Source organism: Candidatus Dependentiae bacterium, assembly GCA_035445995.1.
Lineage (GTDB): Bacteria > Babelota > Babeliae > Babelales > Vermiphilaceae > DAOMRS01.
In genome coordinates this window covers 174,055-193,620 of sequence record DAOMRS010000001.1, presented here as the reverse complement: position 1 = coordinate 193,620, position 19,566 = coordinate 174,055, and the positions used below count along the sequence as shown (strand labels likewise).

Annotated in this window: 18 protein-coding genes and 1 tRNA gene; 11 read left to right on the top strand and 8 right to left on the bottom strand. The window is 37.1% G+C overall.

The window, feature by feature from the left end; all coding sequences use genetic code 11:
- Window positions 1–56 precede the first annotated feature (56 nt).
- Window positions 57–1,184 carry a rod shape-determining protein RodA gene (gene rodA, locus PK943_00995; protein HRN77792.1) on the top strand — a complete coding sequence of 376 codons (1,128 nt, stop codon included), beginning with the start codon at window positions 57–59 and terminating at the stop codon, window positions 1,182–1,184.
- Here rodA and PK943_00990 read toward each other — a convergent pair.
- Window positions 1,174–1,899, bottom strand: coding sequence for a sulfite exporter TauE/SafE family protein (locus PK943_00990; protein ID HRN77791.1), 726 nt, complete (start codon window positions 1,897–1,899; stop codon window positions 1,174–1,176). The two genes, rodA and PK943_00990, sit on opposite strands and share 11 nt — an antisense overlap.
- An 88-nt stretch (window positions 1,900–1,987) precedes the next feature.
- Here PK943_00990 and ruvB point away from each other — a divergent pair, with 88 nt between their 5' ends.
- The 4 genes from ruvB to dnaE all read left to right on the top strand — a co-directional run bounded on the left by ruvB (window position 1,988) and on the right by dnaE (window position 8,250).
- Window positions 1,988–3,007 carry a Holliday junction branch migration DNA helicase RuvB gene (gene ruvB / locus PK943_00985; protein HRN77790.1) on the top strand — a complete coding sequence of 340 codons (1,020 nt, stop codon included), beginning with the start codon at window positions 1,988–1,990 and terminating at the stop codon, window positions 3,005–3,007.
- 83 nt (window positions 3,008–3,090) lie between these two features.
- Window positions 3,091–3,807: a YebC/PmpR family DNA-binding transcriptional regulator gene (locus tag PK943_00980; protein ID HRN77789.1), complete on the top strand. Its 717-nt coding sequence runs from the start codon at window positions 3,091–3,093 to the stop codon at window positions 3,805–3,807.
- Window positions 3,808–3,817: 10 nt separating this feature from the next.
- Entirely contained in the window at window positions 3,818–4,711 is an 894-nt protein-coding gene (locus tag PK943_00975) for a YicC family protein (GenBank protein ID HRN77788.1), read from the top strand.
- Window positions 4,712–4,800: 89 nt separating this feature from the next.
- Window positions 4,801–8,250: a DNA polymerase III subunit alpha gene (dnaE, locus tag PK943_00970; GenBank protein HRN77787.1), complete on the top strand. Its 3,450-nt coding sequence runs from the start codon at window positions 4,801–4,803 to the stop codon at window positions 8,248–8,250.
- Window position 8,251: 1 nt separating this feature from the next.
- Here the strand turns inward: dnaE and PK943_00965 are convergent, their stop codons facing one another.
- Together PK943_00965 and PK943_00960 are read right to left on the bottom strand one after the other, a co-directional pair.
- Window positions 8,252–8,986, bottom strand: coding sequence for an ankyrin repeat domain-containing protein (locus tag PK943_00965; protein HRN77786.1), 735 nt, complete (start codon window positions 8,984–8,986; stop codon window positions 8,252–8,254).
- A gap of 19 nt (window positions 8,987–9,005) precedes the next feature.
- A complete protein-coding gene (locus PK943_00960; protein HRN77785.1) occupies window positions 9,006–9,740 on the bottom strand; it encodes a hypothetical protein in 735 nt (244 codons plus the stop codon).
- Between the two features lie 338 nt (window positions 9,741–10,078).
- On the opposite strand from PK943_00960, the gene PK943_00955 reads away from it, so the two are divergent.
- On the top strand, window positions 10,079–10,363 hold the full coding sequence (locus PK943_00955) for a hypothetical protein (protein HRN77784.1): 285 nt from the start codon (window positions 10,079–10,081) through the stop codon (window positions 10,361–10,363).
- A 68-nt stretch (window positions 10,364–10,431) separates the two neighbouring features.
- On the opposite strand, the gene PK943_00950 is transcribed toward PK943_00955, so the two are convergent.
- The 3 genes from PK943_00950 to PK943_00940 all read right to left on the bottom strand — a co-directional run bounded on the left by PK943_00950 (window position 10,432) and on the right by PK943_00940 (window position 12,233).
- Window positions 10,432–11,379 (bottom strand): ankyrin repeat domain-containing protein, encoded by a 948-nt coding sequence (locus tag PK943_00950; protein HRN77783.1) that lies wholly within the window; start codon window positions 11,377–11,379, stop codon window positions 10,432–10,434.
- Window positions 11,380–11,471: 92 nt separating this feature from the next.
- Window positions 11,472–11,954, bottom strand: coding sequence for a hypothetical protein (locus PK943_00945; protein HRN77782.1), 483 nt, complete (start codon window positions 11,952–11,954; stop codon window positions 11,472–11,474).
- A 204-nt stretch (window positions 11,955–12,158) separates the two neighbouring features.
- A tRNA-Phe gene (locus PK943_00940) sits at window positions 12,159–12,233 on the bottom strand.
- 212 nt (window positions 12,234–12,445) lie between these two features.
- On the opposite strand from PK943_00940, the gene pheS reads away from it, so the two are divergent.
- The 5 genes from pheS to PK943_00915 all read left to right on the top strand — a co-directional run bounded on the left by pheS (window position 12,446) and on the right by PK943_00915 (window position 16,176).
- Complete coding sequence (gene pheS / locus PK943_00935) at window positions 12,446–13,480, top strand: phenylalanine--tRNA ligase subunit alpha (protein ID HRN77781.1); 1,035 nt, start codon at window positions 12,446–12,448, stop codon at window positions 13,478–13,480.
- Window positions 13,481–13,512: 32 nt separating this feature from the next.
- On the top strand, window positions 13,513–14,403 hold the full coding sequence (gene galU, locus PK943_00930) for a UTP--glucose-1-phosphate uridylyltransferase GalU (protein HRN77780.1): 891 nt from the start codon (window positions 13,513–13,515) through the stop codon (window positions 14,401–14,403).
- A 125-nt stretch (window positions 14,404–14,528) separates the two neighbouring features.
- Window positions 14,529–14,753 carry a hypothetical protein gene (locus PK943_00925; GenBank protein ID HRN77779.1) on the top strand — a complete coding sequence of 75 codons (225 nt, stop codon included), beginning with the start codon at window positions 14,529–14,531 and terminating at the stop codon, window positions 14,751–14,753.
- Entirely contained in the window at window positions 14,750–15,115 is a 366-nt protein-coding gene (locus PK943_00920) for a hypothetical protein (GenBank protein ID HRN77778.1), read from the top strand. The genes PK943_00925 and PK943_00920 overlap by 4 nt, the downstream gene beginning before the upstream one ends.
- A gap of 89 nt (window positions 15,116–15,204) precedes the next feature.
- Entirely contained in the window at window positions 15,205–16,176 is a 972-nt protein-coding gene (locus tag PK943_00915; protein HRN77777.1) for a hypothetical protein, read from the top strand.
- A 40-nt stretch (window positions 16,177–16,216) separates the two neighbouring features.
- Here PK943_00915 and ppsA read toward each other — a convergent pair whose 3' ends face one another.
- Both ppsA and PK943_00905 read right to left on the bottom strand, forming a co-directional pair.
- A complete protein-coding gene (gene ppsA / locus PK943_00910) occupies window positions 16,217–18,721 on the bottom strand; it encodes a phosphoenolpyruvate synthase (GenBank protein ID HRN77776.1) in 2,505 nt (834 codons plus the stop codon).
- A gap of 44 nt (window positions 18,722–18,765) precedes the next feature.
- The gene (locus tag PK943_00905; GenBank protein HRN77775.1) at window positions 18,766–19,221 is read right to left on the bottom strand and encodes a YbhB/YbcL family Raf kinase inhibitor-like protein; all 456 of its coding nucleotides are present in this window, start codon (window positions 19,219–19,221) and stop codon (window positions 18,766–18,768) included.
- Window positions 19,222–19,566 lie beyond the last annotated feature (345 nt).

Genomic DNA, 19,566 nt, shown 5'->3' with positions numbered 1-19,566 from the left:
TCTTGCCACACCTCCAATTATCGCTAGACTGAACATAAAAATAATTAGGAAATTTTATGTTCAGTGTGGAACAACGCATATTTAAATACTTTGATTGGGTATATTTTATACTAATATTAGCACTTGCAAGCATTGGTTTACTTTTTGTGTTTAGTGCCACTTATACAACAATCACACCTATATCGATTTATTTTAAAAAACAATTATTTGGTATTATTTCAGGTATCATTATTTATTTTTTATGTTGCTTAATTGATTATCGCACCCTACTGCGATGGGGATACTTTGGATATGTAGGCGTCATTGGCCTGTTATTATTTACTTTAGTAAAAGGCAGTATTGGTATGGGAGCACAACGCTGGATTAGTGTTGGCTTTATAAAATTGCAACCATCTGAATTAGCAAAATTATTCTTCCCCGCATTTGCGGCATATCACATTCATACTGAATATGGTCCGAACAAACGTTCGTGGTATACATACCTACCTATCCTAGGCATGCTGGGTCTTAGCTTTGTACTTATTTTAAAGCAACCGGATCTGGGCACCGCACTTATTATTGCATTTACCGGACTCGTAATGCTGTGGCTCGCAGGAATTGATAAAAAATTTTTTATTATTGGTTTTTTTGTTTCTGCTATCGCTATGCCTATTGTTTGGAAATTTATACTCAAACCATATCAAAAAAATCGTATTGCCGTATTTATGGGTTATGGTAGTAGCCATAAAGAACGATACCAAATTGAACAAGCAGCCATTGCAATAGGATCAGGCGGCATACAAGGTAAAGGTTTATTGCGTGGCACACAAAATCAATTACAATTTTTGCCCGAAAGTCGAACTGACTTTATTTTTGCCGTATTATGCGAAGAATGGGGATTTGTTGGAGCTCTTTGCGTACTCATACTGTTTGCATTATTGTTTTGGCGCATGTTTTTGACTATTCTGACATTCCATGATGCTGATATTCAATTGTTTGCAATCGGTATTGTATTGCATATCATACTCTCTGTTATTATTAATGTTGGTATGGTCATTGGATTATTACCTATCGTTGGCATCCCCTTGCCATTGATGAGTTATGGACTCAGTAATCTGTGGATAACCTTCGCTAGCCTTGGGTGGTTTAGTCGGATTGCTATGCAACAAAAATACTTAGAAGAATATGTATCTGTTACATACTAGGTAATATTAGTAATCGTAATCCCATCAATAATAAAAATAGTGCAATAACATAGCGGAAATGTCTTTGTGAAATTTTGTCCGTTAAATATTTCCCCATATATATTCCTATAAAAGCGCTTATCAACGTAATGCCTATTTTCGACATAAAATCATAATCTACATGTACGCCATAGTACCAATACATTGGCAAACGTATCATATCTACCGCACAACCAATTACCCCTACGGTACCTAAATAACTTTCTTTTCTCAAATTCAATGCTGAAAAAAACATAGCACCCACAGCACCTCGTATACCTGATATACCGGCTAAAAATCCATATACACTTCCTCCTAGTAGCTTAAAACTGTTAGTTGGCGGGATATAAAAAGTAGGTTTGTATACTATGAAAAAACTATAGATTATAAAAAATATCCCAAGCACTTTTATCATAATGTTCGGCATATATCCTACTAACAACGCTCCTATAAAACTTGTTATAATTGCAGGAACCCCACTTTTAAACACTAAATCCCATACAATATAATTTTTAAATAAAACAACCTTGCCAATGCTATTCATTAAATGAATAATACCAACCAAAAATAGTGTCTGCGACAATGGTAAAATCAATAAAACAAGTGGTGTCATTATAGTGCCTACACCAAATCCAGAAATAATGCCTATACAACTTGCTATACATGCAGTAAATGCCAAGAACAATAATATTTGCATGTCTCACCTTTTCATTAGACCTTATGAAGTAATTTATATAAGATATCTTTTGTTACTCAACCGATATTCTATTAATGTAGGTATATATATGGAAGAAATGCAAGGCATTGATATTATTGCACTACAAGAAATACCTGAAGAAACTAGTTTTGATTTTGTTCCAAAAACATTTGACCATTACATTGGACAAACGGAACTGAAAAAAAAGCTCGATGTGTACACGCAAGCAGCCAAGATGCGTAATGAGCCACTCGATCATATGTTATTGTTTGGCCCTCCAGGTCTGGGTAAAACAACGCTTGCGCATATCATGGCACATGTCATGGGTGTCGGAATAAAAATTTGTAGCGGTCCTATGCTGGAGCGCACGGGCGATTTGGTTGCCATATTATCTGGCCTTGAACCACGCAGCATATTCTTTATTGATGAGATTCATCGCTTACCAACTACAGTAGAGGAAATATTGTATAGTGCTATGGAACAATTTCGCGTAGATGTTATTATTGGTCAAGGTGCCGGAGCACAATCGGTCAGTTTACCCATTCATCCATTCACACTCGTTGGTGCTACTACCAAAAGTGGTATGCTATCTGCGCCATTGCGTAGCCGATTTGGTATCACCGAACGATTAGATTTTTATGAAGACGAAGAATTACGCGATATCATTCTACAAAACGCTCAATTTCTTCAAGTTAATATTTCACCTATGGGCGCATTAAAAATTGCACAATGCGCACGCGGCACACCACGAATAGCAAAGAAAATATTGCGGCGTGTACGAGATTTTGCTCAAGTACACAACAACAATATTGCACATGATGCATTAGTTACACAGGCACTGCAATTTCTTGGTATCGATGATGATGGATTAACCAAAGTTGACAATCTATTACTTCGCAAAATTATTGAACATTTTAATGGTGGTCCAGTTGGTCTAGACACGCTTGCATCTCTTGTTGGCGAAGATGCAGATACCATAGAAACGGTGTATGAGCCCTTCTTACTGCGCAAAGGGTATCTGGAAAAAACAGCACGCGGCCGGCAAATTGCACGTAAGAAATTACCTCATTTACACAAAAAATTTTTAGGGCAAGACACTTTATTGTAGGTCTGAATCGACAAAAAGCCCACAAAACGATACCATAGTACATGGAGGTATCAATTCAGTTATTTTTGCAGGAGAAAATGCCCATGGCAGGACATAATAAGTGGTCTCAAATTAAACACAAAAAAGCAAAAGAAGATTCAAAACGCGGTCAAGCGTTCACCAAACTTATTAAGGAAATCACTGTTTCAGCACGCCGAGGTGGTGGTGATCCTGCACATAATCCACATTTGCGACAGCTTCTGGAAAAAGGCAAAGAAATTAATATGCCCATTGATAATGCACAGCGCGCAATTAAACGTGGTACCGGTGAAATCCCTGGTGTAAGTTATGAAGAATTCACTTATGAAGGTTATGGTCCAGGTGGCATTGCCATTATTGTCGAAACACTTTCTGATAATAAAAATCGTACTGTAGCTTCATTGCGTCATTTATTTAGCAAGCATGGTGGCAACTTAGGCGATACCGGATCGGTCAACTGGATGTTCGAACAATTGGGTGTAATTAATGCAACTCATCCAACCATAACAGAAGATACATTGCTCGAAGCACTGTTGGATTTTAACATAAAAGATATCCGGGTCGACAAGAATTGGTTTACCGTCATATGTGAATCAAAATCAATAGAACAAGTAAAAGATATCATGAAAAAAGCCGGCATGCATATTGAAAATTCTGGCCTTGAATGGGTTCCTAAAAATACCATGTCATTAGAGTCATCACAAGAAGAAAAAGCACTTGAACTACTGTCCGCTTTACAAGATGATGACGACGTAAAAAACGTATACACTAATTTAGCGTAATGGAATATCTATGATTCAAAGCATGACCGGTTTTGCACATATAACATTTGTACTTACGGCTCCATCTGGTGAAAAAACAAGTGTTGCCATTAGTTTAAAATCACTTAACTATCGCTTTTTTGAAACAACATTCAAACTACCCTACACACTTTCTCACCTTGAAACTAAACTTATTAAACTGTGTAAAAAAAAGTTGGTACGTGGTCATGTATACCTGACCATCCATCTGAGCAATCCAAGTTTATTCCGTGGTAATATTGAACCAGCACTCAATACTATACAGAATTATATTAACGCGATTAATACCATAAGAAAAACACATAATATCAAACAGGAAATCACGCTTGATCAAGTACTACAATTACCCAATATTTTTGCGGTAGAAGAAATTGGGTCCGATGAAGAAATCGAACAAAAAATAATTGATACTATTGAAGAACTCATCGACCGTGTAGTACAAGCACGAGAACAAGAAGGTCAAGCACTCAAAAAAGATATTCAAGAACGCATTGCGATTATGCAAAAAGAAATAGATGTAATCGAAACATTATCACAACAGTTGATTGAAACACACAAAGAAAAAGTTCAAAAAGCTCTGGCAGAAATTACCCATGATGAAAGCTCATTGGCACAAGCACGCCAAGAAGCACTTTATGCTATGCTTGACAAGCTCGACATACATGAAGAAATTATCCGTTTCAAAAGCCATATAAAAAGTTTACGCGAACAATTGGATTCGCCACAAATAGAAAAGGGAAAACGTTTAGATTTTACTCTTCAAGAATTGGGGCGCGAAATAAACACCATTACTGCAAAATGTTCTGATGCCCAAATTAGTACACGTGCTATTAATGTAAAAGTAGAAATAGAAAAGGCACGTGAGCAAACACAAAATATTGTATAATTATTTTTTCTGCTCAACTTTTTTCACTAGATGCCGTACAATAAAACATATTGTTACGGCATTTTTCATGGGTAAGGTTTTCAATTTATATGAGTAAACATTTTACACACCTGCATTTACATACCGACTATTCATTGCTGGACGGCGCAATTTCTACGCAAAAACTTATCAACTTTGGCAAAGAGCATAATTTTAAAGCACTTGCAATTACTGATCATGGCAATATTTTTGGTGCAGTAAAATTTTTTCAACAATGTAAAAAGTCTGGCATAAAACCTATTCTTGGCATAGAAGCATATATTACCGAAAATGCTCGCTTAAAAGATGCAAATAACAAATATTATCACCAGATATTACTCGTACAAAATCAACAAGGGTACCGTAATCTATGTAAATTAATTTCTTATTCTTTTCAGGAAGGTTTTTATTTCAAGCCACGTATTGATTACCCCATGCTTGAAAAATATAATGAAGGATTAATTGTAACATCTGCCTGTTTGGGTGGTCATATTTCAAAACTACTACAAACCGGTGATGATACTGCCCTCAATAAGCAGCTTGATTGGTTCATGAATGTTTTTGGCCCTGAACGATATTTCCTAGAAATACAACCAGAAGACCAAGCTGAGCAAAAAATTCTGAATAATCATTTATATAGATTAAGTGCTGAAAAGAATATTCAACTTATTGCTGCAGGCGATTGTCATTATGTGCATGCAGAAGACAGAGAAGCACATGAAATTATGCTTGCTATTCAAACACATAATAAGTTGGATGATCCGGATCGCTATACGTTTGGTGATTGTCGAGTACATATGCGTACCGCAGAGGAAATGTTATCGTTATTTCCAGATCACCCTGATGCTATCTGGAATACGGGTAAAATAGCAGATCAATGTGAGTTTGATTTTGAAACAGATAAGTTATTTTTTCCAAAATTTGAAATTCCTCAGGAATTCACGCAAGAAAGTTTTTTCAGACATCTGTGCCAAAAGGGCTTAGATACTCTAAAAACTAATGGATTAATTCTCGCTGATAATTTTGCTGAATATCAAGAACGACTCACGATGGAAGTAGATCTCATTATAAACATGGGCTTTATAGGATACTTTTTAGTTGTCAGTGATTTTATTCAATGGGCACACCGCTCAGGTATTCCAGTCGGACCCGGACGTGGCTCTGCAGCAGGTTCTCTCGTTGCCTGGGCACTAGAAATAACTAATATTGATCCGCTCAAATACAATTTACTTTTTGAACGGTTTCTGAATCCTGAACGGGTGACGATGCCTGATATTGATATTGATTTTTGTATAGAAGGACGAGATCGTGTAATTGAATATGTTCGTCAAAAATATGGTCATGACAAAGTATGTCATATTATCACCTTTGGTACTATGATGGCAAAGGGAGTAATCAAAGACGTAGCACGCGTACTTGGCTTTTCTTTTGAAGACTCCAATGCAATAACAAACCTCATTCCCGATCAATTAAAAATTACACTCGATGAGGCGATTGAACAAGAACCACGTCTAAAAGACATGGTCGCAAATAACCCAAAAGTTAACAAACTAGTCAGCATTGCACGTAAACTTGAAGGCCTCACGCGTCATGCATCCAAACATGCAGCCGGCATTGTAATCTCACCTGAGCCGATTGATGAAGTATTACCAGTATATGTACCCCCAAAAAGCACTGAATTAGTCGCACAGTATGCAATGAGCGAATTGGAAAGTATAGGATTTTTAAAAATCGACTTTTTAGGGCTCAAAAACTTAACACTTATTGCTCATGCCATACAACTCATCAAAAAAAATCATGGCATCATGCTTGATATGAACAAAATTCCTCTTGATGATACACGCACATTCCAACTTATTTGCGCTGGTAATACATCAGGCGTATTCCAATTGGAATCAGAAGGTCTAAAAGAAGTTCTACGCAAACTACAACCAGATAAATTTGAAGATATTATTGCCGTCAATGCTTTGTATCGCCCAGGACCACTCGGTTCAGGCATGGTGGATGATTTTATTGAGCGCAGACACGGGCGTCAACAGATTACTTATTTGTTCGATGAGCTTGCGCCGATTTTGCAAGAAACTTATGGTGTTATTGTATATCAAGAACAAGTGATGAAAATTGCATCCACTATTGCGGGTTACAGCCTTGGTGAATCTGATATCTTGCGTCGTGCCATGGGTAAGAAAAAAGCAGAAGTTATGGCTGAACAGAGCGAACTATTTTTACAAAAATCACAAGAACGTGGTTTTGATGGTAAAAAAGCCGCTGAACTATTCGACTTAATGGCTTATTTTGCCGGCTATGGATTCAACAAATCTCATTCCGCTGCGTATGCACTCATTGCGTATCAAACAGCCTATTTAAAAGCAAATTATCTTGCTGAATTTATGGCATGCTTAATTTCTCTTGAGGCTACCAATGCCGACAAAATGAGCTTTTATTTACAAGAAGCAAAAGATATGGGTCTTGCAATCTTGCCACCAGACATCAACACATCTGAAATTCAATTTTCTGTTGTCGATAATAAAATTTTATTCGGATTACAGGGCATCAAGAACGTTGGTCTAGCTGCACTTGAAAATATTATTGCCGAACGTACAAAAAAAGGTCCTTTCTTGGACTTACTTGATTTTTGTAAACGCATAGATTTACGTACTGCAAACAAACGAGTTATTGAAAATTTAATTTGTGCGGGTGCATTTGATAAACTCCCTGGTAATCGCGCACAACAGTTTGAAGAAATTCATCAAATAATAGAACAAGCCGTTGCCTATAAACGTGATACCGCCACCGGACAAATGGGCTTATTTGGTGGTGGTGCACAGATAAACAAAGAACATATTTATTATGAATTTGAACCACGTAAAGAATGGGCAGATAAAGAAAAACTTGAAAAAGAACACAACGCCATGGGCTTTTATGTTACGGCCCATCCGCTAGAAGCATATAGCAAACAATTGAAATGGTTCACTATTACACCATTTGATCAAGCACTCCAAAAAGTAAAAGAAAGTAATACTGGACAAGAGATAACTATTATCGGATGCGGACTTATCAAAAATCGTAAAGATATTTTGACCAAAAAAGGAGATCGCATGAGTTTTGTACAACTTGAAGATACAAGCAGCGCCGCAGAACTCATTTTGTTCCCTAAAACTTTTTCTGCTGTTGAACAATGGTTGGATGAATACACGGTATTTATAGTAAAAGGAACTATTGATCCAACATCAACCACAAAATGTAAAATTAAGGTTAATAACCTAGTGCCCATTGAACTAGTTCTGCAAGCATGGCCACGTATAGAAAAAACAGTTTGCACCCTACCAGCAACTGTTGAGCAAGAGATGCTAGAAAAACTCAAACATCTTTTGCCTTCTGGAACAGTACCACTAGAAATAATATTTCATGAAAATGGTAAACAATTACAGTTGTCTACCAAGGAAAAAATTAAACTTGAAGCTGATTTATTAAAGCAAATTGAGCACGAGTTACAGATTAACGTACAATGCTACTTATAGATTACGGGCACACTTTCTGCATCTGCTTTTCAAGCAACTGAAACATATTGTGCCCATATTGCCGTGCACATTCGACATGTCTACATGCCGGTTTTGCACCATACTTTAATAATAATTCAACAACTTCTGGCATATCTTCAAATGATTGGCATGTCACTATATCGAGTGCAGTAAGTCCTTCTGTATTTTTATAGTTGGGATTTGCGCCATGTTCAAGCAATACGCGTACAACATCAGCATTACCAGTATAAGCTGCTATCATCAGTGCTGAACGTGGTTGTTCTATAAGCATATCTGTAATATAATTACTATCCACACCCTGCCTGAGTAAGCTATATACACGTTGATAATCTTTATCATAAATAGCTTCAGTCAAAGCAGAACCATCAGCAAAATACTTCTCTACCGCTTCTTTATTCAGACCTATTTTTGATAAATTGTCATTACTCAAAAATGCAATACGTGAAATGCTAAATTTTTGCGCTAATGATTGTATGACATATCTAGTAACAATTGGATTTTTCATCAAACCATTAAACTCTTTGTTAACTAATGGAACATTTTTTAGATTATTAATCGCCTCATCAAGTGAGTTTGTTTGAGTAATATGCGTAATAATTATGGTCTTTATTTCTAGCGGCAAATCAGTCATAGATGTTATCGTCTCTGTTTGGCTATACACAAACTGCATTGCACAAAGTAGATTAATACACAATATATATTTTATATACTTCATAACAAATCGCTTTCTGTCATTACTTACCTTTTTGTTGCTCAATCGCTTGTTTTAACATATTAATAATGCGTTCATCTCCCATTTTTTGCTCTCTTTCCAATTGTTCTTCAGATACACGAGCTCCATATTTGAGCAATAATTCAATTGTTTCTGGATCAACATTTCCTCCTGACAATTCAAGCTCAAGCGGTATAAAATGAGGGGTAACTCCATAATTTGGATCTGCACCATATTGGAGCAAAAGCCCCATTATTTCTTTATTACGTGTGAATACAATTGCAAGCGTTAAGGGCGTATATGGCTGATTCGAAAATGAATTTAAATGATAAAAATCACCATCAGCTCCTTGCTTTAACAGCTCTTCTACTCGTCGAGAGTTATTAGTTTGTACAGCTGCCACCAATTGATTACCTTCCGCAAAATATCTATTTACTGCGTTTTTATTCCAACCTATTCCCTGTGTAGAACTTTTAAAAGATATTTCAGGTATCTTAAACGTGTGCGCTAATTGCTTAACTAATTCTTCCGTTGTACGAGCATTCTTAATCCACGTATTAAATGCTTTATTGGTCGCAGCAAGAGCTCTCAGGTTATTAATTGCTTCATCAAAGGTATCTGCCGTGCCAACTAACCTAATAATTTCTAGTTTAATCTCTGGTGGCATATACTCAAGAGACGCTGGGTGTGTTTGTTCCATAGCATACACACCAGTAGCAACCATTAGTATTAAAAATAAGTACTTTATTATATTCATAAAATATCTTTCAACAAAAAATATAAACCTTACTTTAATATTACCACTACCAATCACCTAAAATAAAGAGTTATTGCTTGATTTTTACAAATTATAGGTTATTATATACCGTACACTGGGTTCAAACACCTGGAAATTGGAGGTTGATAGGGGAAATTGAGGTTTATTCGATCCCTGCAGTATAAATAGTAATGATAATAATGTGTGCTTGTATTAAGAATGGGCGTAACCTTGGTTACGCCTGTTCTTTTTTATTGACGAAGCACTATTCTTATTATTTAATAACAACGTGCAGAGAGTAATCTTAATTACCATTTTCTAAAATAAGGAGTAATTCGATGAAACGACTATTCGTCATATGTACCATGACCATATGTAGTATGAGCGTACTCGCCGTTGAAGATCAGACGCGCGAAAATCTTACACAGCAACGAGAAGAACAAAAAAGAAAACATGAAGAACGACGAGTTCAGATGGAAAAACGCAAAAACGAGCGTAAACAACAACATGAAAACCGTCGTCAAGAACGAGAAATCCGTCATAAACAACAACGCGCAGAGAGCAATTTACGTATGAAAGAAGCACGCAAAGCACGTCGTGCTGCACTCAATAGAAATAAATAACATATTCAAAGCAACGAAAGGCAGGTTTTTAAAACATCCCTTTCGTTGCTTATTTTTATGTAAATTATTTACTTTTTATTATTTTGTAATAATGCTTGAATTTCCGGTTTACCTTCAGCTAGTTGTGCTACGGTTTTACCTTCAGCATTTTTTGTACCCTGCTGTGCACCATGTTTAAGCAACATACGTACTACTTCTATTCTATTTTGAGTAACGGCATTAATAAGCGCTTTATTTTTTGTTTTTTGATTTGCATTACCTTTTTCAAGAAGCAACTGTACAATTTTATCGGGAATATTGTTATTACGTATCGCTTGGTCTAATGGCGTCTCCCCTTCAGCATTTTGAGTATTTACATCCGCATTATATTTCAATAGTAAAGCAACGATTGCACTATAGTCTGTTGCCTTATCATTTTTTTCTACGGCAAGATATAGTATAGATTTTTTATCAAAATCACGTTGAAAATTAACATTTGCTTTAGCATCAAGTAATATACGTGCTAATTTTACATTACCTGGATTATTTACCACTGCTGCTAGTAAGGGCGTAACAACGCGCGCTGAACCAATGGGCAAACCACTCACTGCGCCATAAAAATTAACATCCGCACCGTTTTTAAGTAATTGTTTTATTTCAGCTGGCTTATTATCTACTGCTGCATTAATTAATTTAGTACCCATTTCAATGTAATTGTTCACTGCTTGCTCATTGTAGGATAATTTTGCATTTTTCATTTGTTTAGCAATATCAGCGACTGGTTCATTAAACTTAAATGCCATTAAGATCAGTACATTAACAACAGTATCTTTTTGCAATTGTTGCAAATTCGATTGGCCTGATTGTTTAATCCGTTGAATTGCTTGTTTACTGGATGAAGCATTTTTGATTATAGCAGTTATATTTTTATCCTTATACGTGCTTTCGAGTCGTTGCTCATTAGTCTCTTTTGTACGGGCAAAAAGCATTACATTACATACAGATACCATTACCGCTAACACTATTTTTTTATTCATACGATCCTTCCTTTATTTATTATTGCTTTTTCATGATCTATACCTACCTATTAAACATATGCATGAGCAACTCCTTTCGTTTGCATTATTGTTCAACTATTTTTGAGGTAAGCGTAAGCATATTGATAATATGCGTCATTCAATGCTTGAATTTGTGCCAAACCCTGCTGTAATAGCAAATCATTACATTCTTTACTAAGCAAATCCATAGCCCGCTCAATATGTGCATGTATCTTTTTTTGAATTTTCAATTGATCGTATGGATATAATATATTAATGTGGTGCTCGTATTTATGCGGTTCTATGCTAATGATATGCTCATATACACCTGCTGCTTCAAGCCATCGATTATCTTGCTGATACGTTTGTATTGCAGTACGATATTTTTCTATTGCCTGTTCTTTATCATCAAACGCTAATAATAAATCACCTTCAAGCTGCAATACAAATGCCGCATCACCGATTGAATGTGATAGCAATCTATAGACACCTAATGCGCGCTCTTTCTCTCCTCGCGAAACACACTCGGCAAGTTTAAACCACGCAATATTATAGTTTGACTGGACATGCTTCATGAACACCTCTCGATTTTTCTCTATTTTATGAGCTTTTTTCAACACAATAATTAGGTATGATGTGTTCATCCTACTTTAATTTAGTGGACAAGTGCAAGCCCTAATTTTGATAAAAATATTTGAGAAAAAAAGAACCGAAGAATAATGTTTTGAGCATTTTGAAAATAGGAAAAGCTGGTTGATCTGATTTCATGCAAAAACAAATGGTGCCGGGAGTCGGAATCGAACCAACGACGCAAGGTTCTTCAGACCTACGCTCTACCACTGAGCTACCCCGGCACACAAATTTATATTACAGAGAAGACATCTTAAAATAAGATACTATAAAGACGTAATTAAGTGTACGTATTCAGACCTATTTGTCAATATTAAGATACCATTTTTTTGCCGTATTTAGAAATTTTTTATACTCAGCTCAGATTGCCAACCTGCTGCCCCTTTGGTAATATGAGTTGACACGAGCCGTATAACAGCATATTTTTGGGGATTTTATGGCACACTTATCTGATCAAATTAAACAGGTAAAAAAAGCCTTTCTAGAGCAAATCAATAAGGTTAAACAAGAGGCCGAGCTCGAACAAGTTCGCATCGCCTTCTTGGGCCGCAATGGCCAATTGACTGACCTCATGGCCAACCTCAAAACGTTAAGTCTTGATGAAAAAAAAGAAATTGGGCCACAGCTCAATCAACTGAAACAGTTTATACAAGAAACATTTGAAGCAAAAAAACATGAGCTTACTGCTGCTGTTCAAACTATTGCACGCAATAAGCAAAAATATTTTGATGTCACTGCATACAAATATAACCCTTTACGTGGCACTACGCATATTTATACACAAATTATTAATCAACTGGAAGATATTTTTACCGCCATGGGATATGCGATTGTTGATGGCCCAGAAGTAGAAACTGATTATTATAATTTTGAAACACTCAATATCCCAACTGATCATCCTGCTCGTGATGCACACGATACATTTTGGCTCAACACACCGGGCAAACTATTACGCACACACACTTCATCAGTTCAAGCGCATACCATGGAAGCGCAAGGTGCCCCACTGGCTATATTTGCACCAGGCCGCGTCTATCGCAATGAGGCTACTGATGCCTCGCATGATTTTATGTTTACTCAGGGTGAAGGACTATTCATAGACAAAGATGTATCAATTGCACATTTACTTGCAACTGCACAAACTTTTTTAAAACATATTTTTGAAAAAGATGATCTAAAAATTCGTGTACGACCTGGATACTTCCCTTTTGTAGAACCGGGACTAGAAATTGATGCCTCCTGCCCTTTTTGTAGTACAGGGTGCTCAGTATGCAAACATACAACATGGATTGAATTATTAGGTGCTGGTATTGTACACCCAAATGTACTACGCGCAAGTAATATTGATCCCGAAAAATACAGCGGGTTTGCATTCGGTTTTGGTATTGAACGCATTGCCATGATTAAATACGGCATTAATGACATTCGCTTATTTCATAGTAGCGATCTTGCTTTTCTTAATCAATTTTAGTTAAATACAGCAGTAAATAAAAAGGAACTACCATGGAAATTACAAAAATTATTATTCCTGCTGCTGGACTCGGTACTAGATTCTTGCCTGCCACAAAAGCCATCCCCAAAGAAATGGTCCCTATTTTGAATAAACCTGCAATTCAATACATCGTTGAAGAAGGTATTCAATCAGGCATATCTCAATTTTTGATGGTCACAAGCAAAAATAAAATAGCAATTGCCAATCACTTTGATGCATGTTGTGAGCTAAATACACTTCTGAAAGAACGCGGCAAAGAAAAACTTATTGCTGATGTAGAAACTATAATGCGTAAGGTACATTTTACCTATATCAGACAATCTGACCCACTTGGACTTGGACATGCAGTTTTAATGACCCGTTATTCCATAGGCAAAGAGTATTTTGGCGTCATGCTACCCGATGATATTATCCACAGCAAAGAACCTGGATTAGGACAGTTAATGCACATAGCACGTCAAGAAAAAGCTAGTGTAATAGCCGTACAAGAAGTTCCTGCAGATAAAGTATCTGCATACGGTATTATTGGGGTCAAAAAACAAATTACACCGAATCTCTTCCACATAAATAACTTGATAGAAAAACCATCTGCACAAAATGCACCATCTAATCTTGCGGTAGTCGGCCGCTATGTACTTTCACACAAACTGTTCGATGCGCTGGACGCTATTGCGCCTTACGCAGAAGGTGAGCTACAACTGACTGATGCTATTGCCCACATGCTCAATAACGGTGAAAAGGTATTAGCATACAAATTACAAGGCCAACGATATGACACCGGCACCCCTATGGGTTTTTTAAAAGCTAATATTGGCATTGGATTACAACATCCAGAATACGGCAAAAAAATTCAAAAATTATTCGAAACTAATTTACTTGATGCGCTGGCTGGCGATCTATAATATATCCTGATATAAATAAACAACCAACATCAATCAATCCTTTTTATACGCATATAATTTATTTAATTATTGCAATTAGAAAATTCATATTGATATACTCAATGGTGAATAACAAGGAGTGGTTTATGAAGAAATCAAATCTATTTTTTATGCTTATTATGCTTTTTAACATAGGCATTCAAGGCTGCCCAACATGCATTGGACGCATGCAAGCAGATTCACCCCCTTTTTTTAGTAAAAAAAATAACAAAATAGAAGTAGAAACAAGCAAATACAATCGAAAAACTGAACAAAAAGTTGAAACTCCAAAATCCAATAAACAATCTGATGAAAAAAAGGATGAAGCATGATAAAACGCCTTATTATAATTATTTTCATTGCCTGGATAATATCAAACAAGCTCTTTGGTGCTGTTGGCTGTATGGACAATAGCTGGCACCTGCAAAAAAAATATGATACTAAGAGTTTCCATTATGTGCAGTGTAATTGCCCCTGCTACCAGCACAAAACACTCAAAACAGCCGGCCTCTGTCTGCAATGTCAACATTACCACATGCCTCGCAAGTGGCAGGTTATTGGCAAAGATGGTAATGATATAGCTACGCTAGAACAAATTCATAGTACTGACCCAAGTCAGCAAGATATTAATCCTGCCGTTCAAAAGGTAGTGTTAAACCTGATACAACAGTATAAAATCGGTAAAAACAACTAACTCCTGATTTTCAGGGTACATACCACCCCTTTTGGCTCTCCTCAGGTAATATGTTAAAATAATGGTAGGTTTAAATGGAGGGCCTATCTATGAAAAAACTACTCATTATACTTTCTAGCATAACCATGATCATGCCGTGCATAAGCATGGATAAAAATGATTTACAAGGCATAACAGAAGATCGTGCGCTTCAAGCGGCTCTAGCAGCCAGCCTTGCCACATACAGACAAGAAAAACAAAACTGGCAATTGGATGAAGATGAAGAATTCGCTCATAACCTAGCTGAAATTGAAGCACTAGAAGAACGGGAACGAGTACATACATATACGCAAGAACAACAAGATGCAGAACTAGCTCACCAGCTGGCCCAAGAAGCATCTCAACCTTCTCCTGCTCCAAACGCACGTAATAATAATTCAGCACGTAAAACACCGGTTGCTCATCGTCAAGTACGCCAACCACGCAATACACCGAGAGCCAATCGCCGTCAAAACACACCAGCGTCACGATTACGCCCTATACAAGCTACAACACCTGCAGCTTTACAGAATCGTAACTTAATCTATTTGCCATCATTACCACAAGGCGCAAATCAATGTGGTCATTATGCTGCGATAAATGCCAAAGCAATACAAATATTGGTAGAACAAGGGAAAGAACTAACTGCAGCAAATATTCAAGCTGAAGCACGTAATTATGTGCATCTTGTTCCAGCCCAAGTCACCGGAGAAGTTAGTGAAATTTTATTACGTTATGGACAAAGCTTAAATTTACATTATTTATATTTTATCAAACATGATAAAAATACTGGATTTGTACCGGCAGGACTTGCACAACATGTAGATGAAGAAATTGACTCATTTGTACAATCGATTTGGGTAGAAAATAAAGTTGGACACTTCATTTGTAATACTGGTGGCCACTGGATATTATTGTCTGTTATCAAACGTACTGGTGAAGAAAAACCACGCATAATTTTACTTGACTCCGCAAATCCTGCCCAACCGGGTCATACAACATGTCGCATTGCAAGCACATTATTAGATAAACTTGGATTATAAAAAAGGCGCCTGGAATTAGGCGCCTTTTTTGTTGCTCATTTTATTTCTTATTATACCGCATTAAAAATGGCAATACGGTATCAGGATTTAATGATAAAGAATCAATGCCTTGCTCCATTAAAAATGTTGCTATTTCCGGATGATCGGATGGTCCTTGACCACAAATGCCAATATATTTTTTATTTCTTTTGGCACCTTCTACTGCCAGTTGCATCATTTTTTTTGCTGCTGGATCACGTTCATCAAAAGAAGCAGCAAGAATTTCTGAATCACGATCAACACCAAGTGTCATCTGCGTCAAATCATTGGAACCAATAGAAAATCCATCAAATCGCTTACTAAAATCATCAACTAATAACACGTTTGATGGAATTTCACACATCATGATGACTTCAAGCCCATTTTGCCCACGAATCAAACCATTTTTATCCATTTCAGCAAGCACTTTATCTGCCTCTTCTAGCGTCCGCACAAATGGTATCATCACTTTTACGTTTGTCAGTCCCATTTCTTCTCGCACTTTTTTGAGTGCGGCACATTCGAGCGCAAATGCTTCTTTATATCGCTCATTGTAATAACGTGATGCACCACGAAATCCTATCATAGGGTTTTCTTCAACCGGTTCAAAGTAAGTTCCTCCCACAAGCCCGCGGTATTCATTACTCTTGAAATCTGAAGTACGTACAATTACCGGTCGTGGATAGAATGCGGCCGCAATTTTACCTATACTTTCTGCCAACTTATCAACAAAAAACGCTGGTTTATTTGCATATGACTTAGTAATATCATCTATTTCTTCACGTATTTTTTTATCAGTCACACGCTCTGGATGAATCAATGCCATTGGATGAACTTTTATAGCATTTGGAATAATAAATTCCAAACGCATAAGCCCTACCCCCGCTACTGGCAAAGCAGATACGGCAAACGCACTATCTGGATCTGCCAAGTTAACCATCACATGAACAGGCAATTGCGGTATCGTATCAAGTTCGATACGTGTAGTTTTAAATGGCACCTTACCATCATAGACATATCCTATTGACCCTCGGCTACAATCTAACGTTATCTCTTGACCATCTTTAAGTATACGCGTAGCACCTTCTGCACCAACAATAGCCGGAATATTTAATTCACGACTTACAATTGCAGCATGGCATGTACGACCGCCACGGTTAGTAATAATACCTGCTGATTTTTTCATTGCTGGTACCCAATCAGGATCAGTCATATCAGTTACAATAATATCGCCTTTTTGTACTTGATGAATTCCCGATACATCTTTAATCACACGCACTACACCGTGCGCTATGCGTTGCCCAATACTCTGGCCCGTCACAAGCACAGATGTAGCCAATTGTTCAGGAGAACCATTTTCTATAGTAAATTGTGTTACCACATTATGATCGTTTTGTTTACCATGAATAGTTTCCGGACGTGCTTGAATAATATATATTTTGCCATCATCTCCATCTTTTGCCCATTCAACATCCATAGGAGTCCATGTACCACGCACCTGCGAGTAATATTTTTCAACCGTATTGACTGCACGTGCTAATACTAGAACCTCTTCATCTGAAAGTGAAAAATCATGTAGTTCTTCTATTGTAGTATCCACTAGCTCAACTGGTTTATCGGCATGCTTTGTGTAAATCATTTTCACTTTCTTATCACCCAGCTGCTTTTTAATAATTGGCGCAAAACCCTGCTCCAATGTTGGCTTGAACACCACAAATTCATCTGGCGTAACCAAGCCCTGCACAATGGTCTCTCCCAACCCATATGACGAATTGATAATCACTACATCCTTAAAACCACTTTCTGTGTCGATTGAAAATGCTACGCCAGAGCTAGCTAAATCAGAACGAATCATTTTTTGCACCCCAACAGAAAGTGCTACCTCAAAATGATCGAACCCTTTGGTGCGCCGATAGACAATCGCTCGATTAGTAAACAATGACGCGAGACACCGTTTATATGCATGGAGCAGTTCTTTATCGCCACGAATGTTTAAATAGGTCTCCTGCTGACCCGCAAATGATGCGTCAGGCAAATCTTCCGCGGTCGCAGACGAACGAACTGCCACATCACAATCAACTACCCCATAGCGCTCGGAAAGATTGCGATATGCCTGTAAAATTTCTTCTTGCAAATCAGATGGTATATCTCCACCTTCTATTAATGCACGAATTGCGCCGCCAACTTCATCCAAAACTTTAAGATCATCTTCTGGTGCTGCATCAAACTTGTCCATTAACTTCTGCATAGGTTCACGAAGCTTATTGTAATCAAGAAAATATCGATATGCTTGTGCCGTAACTGCAAAACCCGTCGGGACCAAAATACCCTGAGGCATCAATTGTGAGATCATTTCTCCCAATGAAGCATTTTTACCACCAACCAATGGTAAATCCTTCATAGTAATATCTTCAAACGTCTTTATATACTCCATTAAACTATTCCTTTTGTGTATATATTGTTTTTCTGCATGCGCAAACACCGCAACGAACAAACCAAATACTAGTACGCAGTGTAGTATTTTCATGTATTTCCTTTGTAGACTATAGGTAAAAAATGCTATCAAGGACATTATTGAGAATGTCTTGCATAACGTCCCATCAAACGTCCTTCTGCTATAATATGACCTTGCATAGCATCTTCTACCTCTTTTTTGTCAGAAGAAGCCCTCAAAGATAATACTTTATCCAATGCGTATATTTTGAAGAAATAACGATGTTCACCACTGGGCGGGCATGGCCCGCCCCATGCTTGTTTTCCCCAACTATTGGTACCAACCACCCCACCTGCCGCCTCAACATCCATATCCGATTCTAACGATGTCGTACTAGGTATTATGTTAAATGCCACCCAATGAACCCAGGTACCTGCTGGAGCATCTGGATCATCACATATGATAGCAATGCTTTTTGTAGCATCAGGAATACCATGCCAACGTAATGGAATACATTCATTAGCACCGTCACAAGTATATTGCGCTGGAATTAGTCCGCCATCTTTAAATGCAGAACTGGTCAAATTTATCATAGATATCCTTTATATAGTTATCCGGTTATCAATATCCATTTACCTTCACTTGTCTTATCATTTTTATTATGAAAAAGATACAGGTATGCGTCCCATACGATCCACAGCAATAATCAGCTAGCTATACATGTAATATATGCCATCTGTAGCCTATTTTCCCCAATGTTTTTTTGCCAATACAAACCATACATGTTATAGTAAAACCATCTATAATATCATTCATTTTTATTTTAAGGATCGCTCTATGAGTACGTATTCCTACGCACCCATAAGAAATACATCTTATCTTCTTAACGCTACCCAATCTTACATTACATACGTTATTATACGCTCTACTCTCCTGGC